Genomic DNA, 14,719 nt, shown 5'->3' with positions numbered 1-14,719 from the left:
GACGGTTCTATAATAAGGATAATAAAATGAATGATATGCTTCAATCGCCCACACGCCGGCAACTGCTATCAATGATCGGTAAGACCGCAGGGGCGACAGCAATGTATCAGGCGATGACTACGTTAGGGTTTGCTTCTGAATCTAGCTTTAAACAAGAGATGAATTTAAAGGGTGCGCCTGCTGGTGCGAGCATTGTGATCCTTGGCGCAGGATTGGGCGGACTCACCGCTGCTTATGAGCTACGTAAAGCCGGCTATAAAGTCACTGTTCTTGAGTTTCAAAATCGCGGTGGTGGTCGCAGTTGGACACTAAACGCAGGTGATAAATATACCGAGCTTGGTGGCGGCGAGGTGACTTGTGACTTTAAAAAAGGCAATTACTTTAATGGTGGACCATGGCGATTGCCCGTTCATCATTATGCGGTATTCCATTATTGTAAAAAATTCGGTGTGGCACTGCAGCCTTTTATCCAAACCAATGACCGCGCCTATTTGCACCGCACCACCCATTTCAATGGTGCACCGCAGCGATTGGGTGAAGTACAAAGTGACATACGTGGCTATGTCTCAGAGCTATTATCCAAAGCAGTCAATACCGGTAGCCTTGATAAGACAGTTAACAAAGAGGATAAAGAGAAGTTATTAGAAGGATTAAAAGGTTGGGGTGTCCTTGATAATAATTATCGCTATGTTAAAAGCCACGAAACCAGCAAGCATCGTGGCTATAGCGTTTATCCGGGTGGCGGTTTGATGCCTGATGCCAAACCTTCGACACCGATACCGATGGACAAGCTCTTAAATTCAGGGATGTGGTCAGATATTTATAGTAACTATACGACATATGACCATCAACCAGCGATGTTTCAGCCTGTCGGTGGTATGGGAAAAATCGGTGATGCATTCACTCGCGAATGTCGAGACATGATTACATTCAACGCTAAAGTCACTAAGATTCATCAAGATGAGACTGGCGTCACTGTCGATTATGTCGATTATGTCGATAGCATCAGTAACAATCTAGATGGCGAAACTAAAACTGTACGTGCTGACTGGTGTATCTGCAACATTCCACTATCAGTATTGACCCAGATTGGCATTAACGTCTCAGCGCCGATGAAGCAAGCGATGGCAGCGGTACCTTATGACACCTCTTATAAAGTAGGTTTAGAGTTCAAACGCCGCTTTTGGGAAGAAGACGAATGGATTTACGGCGGTATCACCTATACCGATATGCCTATCTCACAGATATCCTATCCTTCACACGATATGTTTACCACAGGCTCAGGGGTGCTACTCGGTGCCTATGGATTTGGAGAAGCCTCTTATCGATTTAATACGCTGAATCCAAAAGAGCGTATTGATGCGGCACTACAGTATGGCAAGCATATTCATCCGCAATATACCAAAGACTTCCGCTCTGGAACGTCCGTCGCTTGGCACCGTATTCCATGGTCGCTCGGTTGCTATGGCATTTGGAGCGAGTCAAGCCGTGATCAATACTACGATACGCTATGCGCGATTGACCACCGTATCGTACTAGCAGGTGAGCACTGCTCGCATATTCCAGCATGGCAAGAAGGGGCAATTTTATCTGGCATGGATGCCGCTCAGCGACTACATCAAAAGGCAAAAAAACTTGGTTAGTAGAAGTGATTATTACAGTAAATTAATCATAATAAATTCAGAGGTAATCATGGACATGATCAAACCAAACCTGCTTGCTGTGGTAATGATATTAGGTATCGGAAGCACAGTCGCGCTATCAGGCTGTAGCCAATCCACTAAAGCCAACGCTGTCACTTTCGCCAGCCAGCAACAAACCACGCAAATGGTCTTTGATAATCAAGCCAGTCGCAATAATGGTGCATGGGGTGCAGTGTATATGACTAGAGAAGCGCTTAGATCGCCAACAGCCAATATCGTCGATGTCAGCTCACTACCGAAAATGGTAGAAGATGCTAGCTTGCAAAAGTGGTTAGCAAAATTCGAAGGTAGCTCTGAAGGTAAAAAGGGGTTTATTACTACCAATGCTAAAAAGCTCTATAATGATTCTTGTGCTGGCTGTCATATGCAAGATGGTAAGGGTGCAAAGGGGGCAGGTTACTATCCGCCGCTTGCTGATAACAGTAAGATGCAATCAAAGTACTATATTATTAGTGTTGTGATGAATGGCTTACGCGGTATGCCATCCTTTCAAAGTATGATGAATGATGAACAAATAGCAGCGGTCACTCAATATGTGCATAGTGACCTTAATAAATTTACCGATACAGTCACTGCTGCCAACGTTGCTCAGCTCCGTCACGAATTTCCACCGGGTTCTGATCCGAGTGAATAATTTGATTTTATGATATCAAATCTTTAGGCACTAACTTGGGAGAGTTTAATCAGTCAGCTCGATGATAATGAACCGTGCTGTCAATGTCATAGTCATTATTTCTAGAGGAAGCTAAAAGAATTGTATTTGAGACTGAAGATATGATGTTTAGTATTACGGAAGGTTATATAAAGAGAGAAGATTATGAAAGGGCGTGTAATAACCTAAGAACCAATCTTAACACTATGGTTATTTAATACAGCAATTCATTGATGATACCGCATCACTCGCTTGCCGTATTGACCAGCTCAAGAGCAAATATCGAAGACCCACGAGTCCAACAGCTTTGGTCTGCTAATGTCACATAAAAACCATACAGAGTAATGCTTTATGAATACACTATATTAGAACATAATATATAAAAAATAGGTGCAATAACCAGTGTGTTGGGCATCATCCCTTACCTTAGACAAGGAATAATCATGATATTTCGTCAATTGTACGAACCCCTTTCGAGCACTTATACCTATCTGTTAGGGGACGAGGATACAGGTCAGGCTATCCTGATTGATCCGGTCATCGCGACCATGGATCGTGACTTGGCTGAAATCCATAGATTGGGACTGGAGTTGGTCTACACAGTTGACACGCATATCCACGCAGATCACATTACTGCAGCGTTGGAGATGAAGCGTGCCGTCGGTAGCAAGATCGCAGCGCCTGCCTTTGACCGTCTACCATGTGTGGATGTCGGGCTGGAGGAAGGAACACCTTTGCAGGTTGCTGGTATTACCCTGCACCCATTGCATACGCCGGGACACACCGATGGTCATTTTGCGTATCTCTTTAATGAGAGGGTATTCACTGGCGATGCTTTACTTATCGATGGATGTGGCCGGACCGACTTCCAGAATGGCGATGCCGATGCGCTGTATAAATCTGTGCGGCAGAAACTTTTTTCTTTACCAGACGACACGCTGGTCTATCCTGCGCACGACTACAAGGAGCGCTTTGTTTCTTCAATCGCGCAGGAAAAAAAGCGCAATCCACGGCTTGGCGGGGACATAACACTCGAAGAATTCAAGGTCATCATGAGCAACCTAAATCTATCATATCCGAAATTCATTGATTATGCTGTCCCTGGCAACCAGCAGTGTGGCGTCTGCCCAGAGGATTTACCAGAAAATTTAGCCACTTACTGTCGCCAGATGATGCAGAGCCCTCAAGGATAACGTTACTGATTTTAAAAGAGTCGACGTTTAACGATGGTTAATTTATCGGCTCTGATCTTGAAGAGATGTAATTAATGAGCATTTGATATTCCCATGCTTAGCGCGCACACTACTATTAATGCCAATACTATAATCTACGGAGAAATACTATTATGAACGGCATAATGAATGGAGAAATGATGCAGGGAACGATGATGCAAGGGATGGGCTGGGGCTGGATGATTCTCTGCCTACTATTTGCGCTACTTCTTTTTGCTATACTTGTGTTGATATTAATAGCAATTCTGAAATATCTGCGTAAACCAGATTAAAGCTTGTAATAAAGAGATGCGTGTAGTCGTCGGGAAATGGCGTTTGAGTAGCAATCTCGTAGAGTCTGAATCTATATTTTAGATAAAACTATCCAATAGAGAGTTATTGCTCTTTAAGATTAGGTGCAAATATATTATTGGATGACTGAGACCTTCGCTATACGCCTTTATTCAGTAGCCTAACAGTAGCCCAATTTTAAGTGCTATTGGTACATATTACCTTTCCTCTAGCATCCGTCTCTAACATCAAAATTAAGATTTTATCAAATAGTAATCATGATAACGGGCATCTCTTAACCATTGAGTTAGAGCGCAATCTTTACTCAATATAAGTGAAGGAGTTATCTGATGAATCCTAATAATAGCGATAAAAAGAATGGCCTTAATGGTCAAGATTCAAAGAATACTAATCAAACATATACTACCTTCAAAGAGTATAACCAAGTGCCAGCTGATTATAATGGCACCGTTTATACTTGTCCGATGCATCCAGAGGTGAAAGACGTTACAGATAGCGGCTGCCCAATATGCAACATGTCTCTTAAACCTGAAGACAGTATTGCCGAAGATAATGTTGCCGAGATGGCAGCAATGAAAGATGACCATACCAACTGCCACAGCGCGTCGAATACCGATACTCATCCTACTAAAGATAGTAAGTACGACAAAGTACCAGAGCACTATAGCGGTACGGTCTATATTTGCCCGATGCATCCCGAAGTACGAGATGTGGAAAAAAGCGATTGCCCAATATGTGGTATGTTCCTTAAACCCGAAGAAGAGGTTACTGATGAAGACAGTCATTCACATTGTCATGGCAAAGATACTGACCGTACTAAGGTAAAATCTGTCAAAGGCGGCAAATACGACAAAGTGCCAGCTGATTATAGCGGTACCGTTTATATTTGTCCCATGCATCCAGAAGTCAGAGATGTGAAGAATAGCGGCTGTCCAATATGCGGAATGGCACTTGAACCAGAGACGGCTACTATTGGTGAGGAGGACACCTCAGAGCTCGACGATATGACACGCCGTTTCTGTATTTGTACGGTGTTGACCATACCGCTATTTCTGTATGCTATGAGTGACATGGTAGGTCTAAGCTTTGACAACCTTGGTCAAGGTGATATCTCTGGACAGATCGCTCAGTGGATTCAGCTAGCGCTTGCAACACCAGTGGTGTTATGGGGAGGCGCACCGTTCTTCGTCCGTGGCTGGCAATCAATAAAAAGCCGAAACCTTAACATGTTCACTTTGATTGCAGTTGGTGTAGGTGCAGCTTTCGGTTTCAGTCTGGTAGCAACCTTCCTTCCGGATGTTTTTCCAGACAGCTTCAGGGACGCCACTGGCCAAGTAGGGGTGTACTACGAAGCGGCAGCGGTCATTGTGACCTTGGTGCTATTGGGTCAAGTGTTAGAGCTCAAAGCCAGAAGTCAGACCTCAGGAGCAATCCGTGCGCTACTCGAGCTGGCACCACCAACGGCAAGACGTGTGGATGAGAACGATGTCGAGACCGAAGTATCACTTGACGAAGTGATTAGCGGCGACAGATTGCGAGTCAAGCCAGGAGAAAAGCTTCCTGTAGACGGCACAGTAGTTGATGGTAGTAGTAGCATCGATGAATCAATGGTGACTGGCGAACCCATCCCAGTCTTAAAGGCACAAGGAGATACAGTCACCGGTGGCACAGTCAACGGTACTGGGACACTACTGATCAAAGCGGTCGATGTTGGTGATGACACTGTATTATCCAAGATCGTCAAAATGGTCGCTGAAGCTCAGCGCAGCCGCGCACCAATACAAAAACTGGTCGATAAGGTGGCAGGGTGGTTCGTGCCAATCGTCCTTATATGTTCTGTTATAACCTTTATTGTCTGGGCGATATTTGGACCTGCGCCTGCAATGGCTTTTGCGCTGGTCAATGCTATCGCTGTATTAATCATTGCCTGCCCTTGTGCGTTAGGGCTCGCCACACCGATGTCGATTATGGTTGGTACCGGAAAGGGTGCGCAAAATGGGGTGCTTATCAAGAATGCTGAAGCGTTAGAGAGCATGGAAAAAGTCGATACCATCGTTGTCGATAAAACCGGAACGCTGACAGCAGGCAAACCAGAGCTTACCGCTATCGAAGCGCTTGGCGGCTTAGACGAGGATGAGCTGCTTATACTTGTCGCAGCGGTAGAGACTGCCAGCGAACATCCGCTGGCAGAAGCTATTGTCAAGGCTGCAAAGGCAAAATCTCTCGATATGGTTAAGGCAAGCGATTTTAGTTCAACTACTGGTGAAGGCGCGCAGGCGCTGGTCAATGGCAAGCAAGTCGCCGTAGGCAACTCAAAATTTATGCAACGCCTCAATAGTTTTGATAGTACGCTTTCAGAACGCGCCGACAAGCGCAGAAAAGATGGTGAAACTGTCATGTTTGTCGCAGTAGATGGGCAAGCTGCTGGTCTCATATCAGTCGCTGATCCGATCAAGCCGAGTACCAGTGAGGCAATATCGCTGATGCACAAAGCGGGACTGCGGGTAGTCATGCTGACAGGTGATAATGAGATAACGGCTAGAGCGGTTGCTAGTAAGTTAAAGATTGATGAGGTACATGCTGACGTCTCTCCAGAAGACAAAAACCGTATCATCAAAGAGTTGCAAAGTAGTGGCAAGGTTGTGGCTATGGCGGGTGACGGTATTAACGATGCTCCCGCTCTTGCCCAAGCAGATGTCGGCATCGCTATGGGCACAGGAACAGATGTGGCCATGGAGAGTGCTGGGATCACGTTAGTGAAAGGTAATCTGATGGGAATCGTAAGAGCCCATAAACTGAGCCATTCTACGATGCGCAATATCAGACAAAACCTGTTCTTTGCCTTTATCTACAATGCCCTTGGGGTGCCGATTGCGGCGGGTGTTCTGTATCCGTTCTTCGGGCTTTTACTCAGTCCAATGATAGCGGCGGCGGCTATGAGTCTCTCGTCAGTATCTGTTATTGGTAACGCGCTGCGGTTGCGCCGTTTGAAGCTGTAATTTTGGTACGGTGAAGAGGGTTTTAAAGCACACATACACATACTGGTCTAAACAAGATCTCAAAATATAAGGATACCGTTATGGGCAGTTTTTCTATAACACATTGGCTGATTTTACTGGTTGTGGTTGTTGTCGTATTTGGCACTGCTAAGCTTAAAAATGCTGGCAAGGATTTAGGCGGTGCGGTAAAGGGTTTTAAAGAAGCGGTCAAAGATGAAGAAGCCGAGCATGCTCGCAAGAATCGTATGCTTAGCCATGAAAATAGTACGCCCGCTGCAAGTAATGATTTAAATACGCAGGTAGGTACTCAGGCTGAAGATATAAAGATTAGCCCTGTTACCACTGATGATCAACACAAAGTATGAAGCATGCCTTTTGTTCCAGTAAGAAATATTATGAAAAATGGCTTTAGATAGAAGAAGCTAGTTTTCAATGATCCCTTTGAGGTATACCCTAAAAGATCTATTCCATGATACTAAATCGCTAAGATTGTCGGGGATTCAGCATTCTGAGATAATGTAAAACGGTACACCCGAACTGAAAGCAAAGCGCTATTTGCATGCTCACTAAATTATCAGTACATCTATCAGAATAAATGAGAAGCCCTATAATGAAAAAATCCGTTCAAACTCTTTTAAATCAAGTAGGACTTACCGCTTTAGTGACAGCATCATTACTATCTGGAACCGTACATGCAGCTGACAGTGATGATCTTCTGAAAAATGCCGTTGATCAGCAAGCCAAATTACTAATGAATGAGCATAATATTTCAGGGATGGCTTTTGGTATTATTATTGATGGTAAATCACACTTCTATCATTATGGTTTGGCTGATAAGAAAGCTAAAATACCTGTCTCAGAAAACACTATTTTTGAGCTAGGCTCAATTAGTAAAACGTTTGCTGCTACCTTAGCCAGTTATTCAGAATTAAATGGCACACTTAAATTAGAAGATACCGCTGATAAATATATTCCCTACCTAAAAAACAGCGCCATTGGCAACACCAAGCTTATAAACCTAGCAACCTATTCAGCTGGTGGTCTACCACTATAAGTACCTGATGACGTCAAAAACAATAAAGAGTTGCTTCGTTATTATAAATCTTGGCAGCCTGTATTCCCTATCAACTCAAAGCGTCTGTATTCCAATGCCAGTATAGGATTGTTTGGCTATATATCTGCATTGAGCATAGACGCTGATTACACACAGTTGATGGAAGAAAAAATACTGCCGTCACTCAATATGCCCAATACCTTTATCAATGTGCCTAGCGACAAGATGGCGGATTATGCGTTTGGTTATAATGCTGCTGGCGATGCTATCCGAGTCAATCCTGGCATGTTAGACGCTGAAGCCTATGGCATTAAATCTACCATTAAAGATATGACGCACTTCATGGCGGCGAATATGGGGCTAGTACCGCTGGATAAAGATATTCAGCAAGCGTTAGACAATAATAGAAAGGGTTACTATCAGGCGAGCACTTTTACCCAAGGGTTAGGATGGGAGATGTACCCTTATCCTACTCAGCTAGATAATTTACTCGAAGGTAACTCAATGGATGTGGTACTAAAGCCTCAATCCATGAAAACAGACAATCATCCAACAGCTGTTTTAAACAACGTCTGGGTCAACAAAACAGGCGCTACTAATGGGTTTGGTGGCTATATCGCTTATATTCCTGCCGAAAAATCAGGCATTGTCATTCTGGCAAATAAAAACTATCCCAATGCAGATAGGGTCAAAGCAGCGTATACGATTTTAGAGAGTGCGATAACTCATTGATTGAGCATGAGTCACAAAGCAACTTTATAGAAAATAGCCTTTCGTAAAAAACCCAGCTAGATGCTGGGTTTTTTATATTTATTTCTTAAGAGCAGCCTTCGACCAAATAAATCGCTTCTGGTATACCGATATCGATGCTTTCTACCTCACCTTTTAATAGATTTTTATTGTCTGCTGTCCACTCAGTCGCCTTAATTGTAGAATCACTCAGCTTTTGACCGCCCTTGATATGATATTTAATTTGTAGGGGTAACTTATCCTGTTTATTATTGAGCTCAATATTTTCGTCTTTTAATGATTCTCCAAGTGGGCTTTCTTTTATTACCTTGAAATTAACATTAGCAATCAGGCTATAGTAGTCACCATCAACCGCATATTTATCGACCTCGTAGTCAAGCTCGTTGCTGTGTACTTTCATAACTGCTGTGGCTGAATCGCCAACGTTGATGTCTTTATAAAACGGTATGCTTGGATCCTGAATACTAATCAGGGCAACCTTGTTGTCTATGATTTGATATAGCACAGCAGCACGATCACCGTACTCTTTATCGATATAGCTCAATTTTGGATTACTGACGTAATAGCACTGTTCGTTATCGCCCTTGGCTTTGGTCATTCCTAGGCTACTTAGCAATTCAGGGGTAATAACCTGACCGAAGCTTAGTCTCTGATACCCTGACGGGCTGACGATTTGCTCATCAGCTATATCTGCTGCGTCGTTAGTTTGTGTCTTATCCATAACACTCGTATCTGTAGGCGCTGGATTAACAGGCATCTCATCATTCTTAGTCATGTCTTTGTCTATATTATTCGTTTGTGTAGTGCCGTCATTATTCGAAGATGAGGGCTGTGAGTCACAACCTATCATCAGTTGGACAGTACCAATTAATAAAGTAGAAACCATTGCCGTTTTGAATATCGGAAATGATGATTTTAAATGAAAAGTTAACATGGCTTAATTCCCGAATTCGAGTCATTGATATTAATATATACCTTAATGAACCTTGTATAAACTGTCTTTTTTATGCTCGATTTCATTGATGCTAAAGTTTGATTGATACGTATACAGCGAACCGATCACGAATAGTATATGTATGGCATATATATCACGAAATACACCGTAGCTATTTCAGAGAATAAAAACATTGACACCATTAGCCTACAGCTAAACACTCGAGTCTTCAATAGGGTACCGAAATCACTGAATAATGTAATACTTGTTGAAGTGCTTTAATTGGGTTCAATTCCCTATATGGAAATCGAAATTCTAGTGTTGGATATGAATTTAATGGCTATGAGGTCGATAGCATGGGTCATTATCATTAAGCTTTCTTATTAAAATTTCCTAAGTTAGTTTCTACAGTATTGCCAGCATAGGTACACTATGCAAGTCACTATGTTAAATAATTTACTCACAGACTTTTATGGCAAGCTGACTACTAAAAAATGGTCAGTGATGACCAAGTGTTCTGTAGACATAGCACTGCGTGATATTAATGATCTGATACAGAAAGGGATGCTGAAAAAATCTGAGGCTTCGGTGCGTAGTACGAGTTACGAGGTGGCTTTGTAATAAAGAACATGTGGTTCTATTACGCGTAACGCAATAGACGAGCTAGTTCAGCATTCTGATAGCTGTCTATTTTGAGTAGTCTATTAATAGGTATGAAGGATGAAATAACTGGTTCCACTGGAGTATACCCTATATTAACTATGAATTTTTTGGACAGGTAAAATAATAAGAAAGTGAGTGTATGATGCATATATTTCACATGCACTTTAAAGAAAAAATATCTTATGTTTTATATGAAATTGATTTTCCACTACAAACTATCTTAAATCGGAAAAAGCGATGATTCAAACCGTTATCCATTATTTTCTACATTTTGGTATGCCATTGGTCATCGCCTATATATTTTTTCGTGACGACTATAAACGAGTATATTTGATTCTTTTAGCAACCATGCTAGTTGATTTAGATCATTTGCTGGCCACTCCTATCTTTTCGCCCGATCGTTGCAGTATTAACTTTCATCCGCTGCATACTTACTATGCAATGGCAGCATATGCGGCTATGCTATTTCTACCAAAACCCTATAAAATAATTGGTTTGGGATTATTACTACATATGCTAACTGATTTAAATGACTGCGTGATGACTTATATTAATTGTCCGCAGTGTTTGAGTCAGGCTCCTGCCCGTGAGTTGGTAGCATGGTTAGGCAGAGCGACTAAGTTTTGATACGGCTGTGACTACATCTTTTTGTGCCTCTCTCATAGACCACCTTTTCAATAACTCCTAGAACTAGCATGTATGCACTGCTATCCAATCCTAAATAAGTCCTCGCATTAGACCGCTTGTGGTCTAATGCGAGGATTGAGTTTGTCTAGCTTGTTACTCTAAGCTTAGTGAGACAGCTCTGGCTCTAATCAGGTAATAACGGCACGAACCACTCCCTACTTTTTTACATCGTTTTAATAGTGCTGTAATCGCCACGGGTACGCAAGACAACTTGAACATCTGATTGTCCTCGGTTGCGCCAGAACCAACCATGATTACCTGTAAATGCGGCTTCTAGAACGCCTCCATCAGCGGCAATTCCGCGACCTTTTTCATAGCTAATCGCTTGGCCTGATGCGTCACCATGGGTGTCGAAGTTAACATCACCGCCTGTCACGACCCAAGAGTATTCAGTCTTGTCACCTGAATCCATTTTCATTTTAATCTCTAACCCTTCACCTGGCGTCAAGGTGAAGGGAATTTCATCGCGCCACTGTCCGTTAGCGACAGCAGTATCAGAAAGTGTGGCACTCACTGCTTGTTCAGCCACATTATCAATATCTGGTGTTTCAGACGCCAGTGTATCAGTTGCTAATAAACCAGCAGCATCGGCGGCGGCTTCTTCTGCTAATTGCTGCTTAACCTGTCCCATTTCTGTCAAACGAAGCATTTTACCAACCCCAGTTGGATCAATACCATATTCAGCTGGGAGAACCACCGTAAATAAAAGAACTATGGCTGCAATTACAGCCAGAACAGTAGATTTCATAAGCTGCTTTGAAGAGGGAAGTTCAGCCTGCAAGGGGGTATCACTGTTATACATATTAGAAATCCTTAGATTATTGAGACATTAAATAGCCAGTGAGCTGCATGCCCACTAAAATAAATCCTGCGCTCATCATGGCAACGTTGGCGGTATAGGCGTTACGGATGAAACTTGACGTGCGTCGCCAGTAGCTCATACCAATCAATATGATCGCTAGAGCCAGTAGTTGCCCAATTTCCACACCCACGTTAAATGCGAGCAGGTTAGGAAGTAGACCGTCAGGTGACATCTCATATTCAAGAATTTTAGTTGATAACCCAAAGCCATGGAAAAGGCCAAATATAAGCACTGCTATTTTGGTGTTTGGTTGATACCCGAACCATCGCTGAAAAGCACCAATGTTATCTAAAGCTTTGTAAACAACTGAGAGACCAATAATGGCATCAATCAGATAACTGTTCATACCGATGTTGAAGTACACACCTAAAATCATCGTAGTGGAGTGACCTAATGCAAATAGGCTCACATAGATACCAATGTGCTTCATGCGGTAAAGAAAAAAGATGACCCCGAAGAGAAACAGTATGTGGTCATACCCCGTTATCATATGCTTAGCGCCCAAGTACATAAAGGGTAAAATATTGACTCCTGAAATCTCCTGAATATATCCTTTATCCCCTGCGGTTACAGCATGAGCAAGCGCTTCATTGCTGCCAGTAAGAAGACAAATAAGAAGTACTGAGAACACTAACAGACGGGTCTGCCAAGTCGCCCATAGCGAGCTTGAAAGCCTATTTAAAACATGGCTATACATTAAGAATCCTGTGGTCTGAAAATAATGAATGCGTTGCGTGATGAAATGCGATAAGAACAGTTAATCCTAACCAATGGAGTAATTATGATTTGCGTTACTAAGCATTTTTTTCACGGACTATAGTCGGTCCTAAATAAAAGAAATACAAACATTATAAAGTACTACTGGGGTTAATTTTTCTTGCTTGCTGTGCCTGCGCAGACAGAGGCTGCAAATAATTAACCCTAGTAGTTCTGTACCCTTTTAAAAATGGATTAACTATAGTAAGTAAAATCGTGAATTTTTCGAATGCAAACTAAGCGATTAAGGAGTAAGATAATATCCCCTAGGGGGGGATAATGTCAACCGTAAAAACTCAAGTCTTATAGGGTATAATTGCGCTCTCTAGAGGAAGGATACTGTCATTATGAAAAAACCGCACATACACGCTTCTCATCCAGCCGTTATCACACGCCTTAAAAAAGCGAATGGTCATCTAAGCAGTACGATAGAGATGTTGGTTGAGGGTCGAACCTGCCTTGATGTAGCACAACAGTTACAAGCGGTAGAGAATGCGATTCACCAAGCCAAGAAAATTTTAATCCAAGACCATTTAGATCATTGCCTTGAAGATTTGTTAGGGTCTGTTGACAAAGATCAGCAGAATTCTATCGAGGAGTTTAAGGAGATAACCCGTTACCTATAAGATCAATCGACTGATCTAAAGAAGCATTGGAGACATTGGATGCTCAGTATCTTTGCAAACCGAATTTATCGCCATTTATTTGCCGCGCAAGTGATTGCTCTGATTGGCACAGGTTTAGCTACTGTAGCGCTAGGCCTTTTAGCTTTTGATTTGGCTGGTAATAATGCTGGGGTCGTTATGGGAACTGCATTGGCCATCAAGATGGTTGCTTATGTTGGTATTGCACCAATTGCAGCAGCCTTTGCCGAACGGCTGCCCAAACGCACGATGCTGGTAACGCTGGACGTGATACGAGCAGGTGTCGCTCTGCTACTGCCCTTTGTCTCCCAAATCTGGGAAATTTACGTGCTGATCTTTGTATTGCAAGCCGCCTCAGCAGCATTCACGCCGACTTTTCAAGCCACTATTCCTGACGTTCTACCTGATGAGCAGGATTACACCAAAGCCTTATCGCTTTCACGCCTCGCGTACGATATGGAAAGTCTGGTCAGTCCCATGTTAGCAGCAGCATTGCTGACAGTAATGAGCTTCCACAATCTGTTTACGGGGACGGTACTGGGATTTTTAGCGTCTGCCATATTGGTCGTGTCGGTCACGCTACCCGCGCATGCTATGCCCGCGCGCCGTAGCATTTATGATAGAACCACACGCGGCATTCGAATCTATTTAGCCACCCCTCGACTGCGCGGATTACTCGCGGTCAATGTTGCTGTGTCTGCCGCAGCGTCTATGGTCTTTGTGAATACAGTGGTGATTATTCAGGGTGGCATGGGACTCACTCAGAGCGCAGTGGCATTAGCATTGGCAAGCTTCGGTGCTGGTTCTATGATTGCTGCATTGGCTTTGCCAAGCTTACTGGTTAAGCTGACAGACCGTAGTGTCATGTTGAGTGGCGTGGGGTTGTTGGTGGTGGGGATGTTCGCTGGAACAGTGATGATGGGACAAAACTCGCTCATGGTCTTATGGTTCGTGCTAGGTTTGGGTTATTCTGCTGCTCAAACCCCTTCTGGACGCTTGTTATGGCGTTCCTCACATCAAGAAGATCGCCCAGCACTGTTTGCCGCTCAGTTTGCTTTGTCTCATGTCAGTTGGTTGGTATTTTATCCGTTAGCGGGTTGGTTGGGTGCTCGCTACAGTATGACCGTAGCTTTTGCGGTATTAGGCTGTGCTGCTGCGATAGCGGTATGGGCGGCGTTTAGAGTCTGGCCGTCTATTGATTTAACAGAGATTGAGCACGAACATGCCAATCTACCAGAGGGTCATGTTCATGCTACAGGATCTCCTACACCCAACGGGATACGCCATACCCATCCTTTCGTAGTTGATGACTATCATCCGCGTTGGCCAAGTTCTGGTCGTTAGCTTTAAATCTGTACCTTGAAGGAACGGCACTTCATACTGAAAGGCACACTACTATGTACACTGAGCTACCATAAATAACTTTGACTACTGATATAGATAGCCTACAGCTAAACACTCGAGTCTTCAATAGGGTACCGAAATCACTGAA

13 protein-coding genes and 1 pseudogene are annotated in these 14,719 nt (G+C 43.2%); 11 read left to right on the top strand and 3 right to left on the bottom strand.

Annotated elements, in window-relative coordinates; genetic code table 11:
- Positions 1–26 precede the first annotated feature (26 nt).
- The 7 genes and pseudogenes from M0221_RS08935 (at position 27) to ampC (ending at position 8,663) form a co-directional block, all read left to right on the top strand.
- The gene (locus tag M0221_RS08935; protein ID WP_263241805.1) at positions 27–1,643 is read left to right on the top strand and encodes a flavin monoamine oxidase family protein; all 1,617 of its coding nucleotides are present in this window, start codon (positions 27–29) and stop codon (positions 1,641–1,643) included.
- A gap of 49 nt (positions 1,644–1,692) precedes the next feature.
- Positions 1,693–2,337, top strand: a complete 645-nt coding sequence (locus M0221_RS08930) for a c-type cytochrome (RefSeq protein ID WP_263241807.1) — start codon at positions 1,693–1,695, stop codon at positions 2,335–2,337.
- Between the two features lie 461 nt (positions 2,338–2,798).
- Positions 2,799–3,548 (top strand): MBL fold metallo-hydrolase, encoded by a 750-nt coding sequence (locus M0221_RS08925; RefSeq protein ID WP_133104391.1) that lies wholly within the window; start codon positions 2,799–2,801, stop codon positions 3,546–3,548.
- A 152-nt stretch (positions 3,549–3,700) separates the two neighbouring features.
- Positions 3,701–3,859, top strand: a complete 159-nt coding sequence (locus M0221_RS08920; RefSeq protein ID WP_156772648.1) for a hypothetical protein — start codon at positions 3,701–3,703, stop codon at positions 3,857–3,859.
- Between the two features lie 348 nt (positions 3,860–4,207).
- Entirely contained in the window at positions 4,208–6,877 is a 2,670-nt protein-coding gene (locus tag M0221_RS08915) for a copper-transporting P-type ATPase (RefSeq protein WP_483283598.1), read from the top strand.
- 80 nt (positions 6,878–6,957) lie between these two features.
- On the top strand, positions 6,958–7,242 hold the full coding sequence (tatA, locus tag M0221_RS08910) for a Sec-independent protein translocase subunit TatA (RefSeq protein ID WP_483283597.1): 285 nt from the start codon (positions 6,958–6,960) through the stop codon (positions 7,240–7,242).
- A gap of 230 nt (positions 7,243–7,472) precedes the next feature.
- A pseudogene (gene ampC / locus M0221_RS08905) lies at positions 7,473–8,663 on the top strand (class C beta-lactamase).
- An 85-nt stretch (positions 8,664–8,748) separates the two neighbouring features.
- Here the strand turns inward: ampC and M0221_RS08900 are convergent.
- Entirely contained in the window at positions 8,749–9,615 is an 867-nt protein-coding gene (locus tag M0221_RS08900; RefSeq protein WP_483283596.1) for a hypothetical protein, read from the bottom strand.
- A 432-nt stretch (positions 9,616–10,047) separates the two neighbouring features.
- Between M0221_RS08900 and M0221_RS08895 the strand changes: the two genes are divergently transcribed.
- Positions 10,048–10,236, top strand: a complete 189-nt coding sequence (locus tag M0221_RS08895; protein WP_483283595.1) for a cell filamentation protein Fic — start codon at positions 10,048–10,050, stop codon at positions 10,234–10,236.
- Between the two features lie 279 nt (positions 10,237–10,515).
- A complete protein-coding gene (locus M0221_RS08890; RefSeq protein ID WP_483283594.1) occupies positions 10,516–10,905 on the top strand; it encodes a DUF6122 family protein in 390 nt (129 codons plus the stop codon).
- Between the two features lie 223 nt (positions 10,906–11,128).
- Here M0221_RS08890 and M0221_RS08885 read toward each other — a convergent pair whose 3' ends face one another.
- Both M0221_RS08885 and M0221_RS08880 read right to left on the bottom strand, forming a co-directional pair.
- Complete coding sequence (locus M0221_RS08885; RefSeq protein WP_483283593.1) at positions 11,129–11,614, bottom strand: transmembrane anchor protein; 486 nt, start codon at positions 11,612–11,614, stop codon at positions 11,129–11,131.
- A gap of 169 nt (positions 11,615–11,783) precedes the next feature.
- Positions 11,784–12,524: a HupE/UreJ family protein gene (locus M0221_RS08880; protein WP_483283592.1), complete on the bottom strand. Its 741-nt coding sequence runs from the start codon at positions 12,522–12,524 to the stop codon at positions 11,784–11,786.
- Between the two features lie 406 nt (positions 12,525–12,930).
- On the opposite strand from M0221_RS08880, the gene M0221_RS08875 reads away from it, so the two are divergent.
- Together M0221_RS08875 and M0221_RS08870 are read left to right on the top strand one after the other, a co-directional pair.
- Positions 12,931–13,209 (top strand): metal-sensing transcriptional repressor, encoded by a 279-nt coding sequence (locus M0221_RS08875; RefSeq protein ID WP_011514090.1) that lies wholly within the window; start codon positions 12,931–12,933, stop codon positions 13,207–13,209.
- Between the two features lie 39 nt (positions 13,210–13,248).
- Positions 13,249–14,571 carry an MFS transporter gene (locus tag M0221_RS08870; RefSeq protein WP_483283591.1) on the top strand — a complete coding sequence of 441 codons (1,323 nt, stop codon included), beginning with the start codon at positions 13,249–13,251 and terminating at the stop codon, positions 14,569–14,571.
- Positions 14,572–14,719 lie beyond the last annotated feature (148 nt).

This window comes from Psychrobacter sp. ANT206, assembly GCF_056880555.1.
Note: the sequence above shows the minus strand (reverse complement) of the source record. Positions and strands in the feature narration are given on the sequence as shown.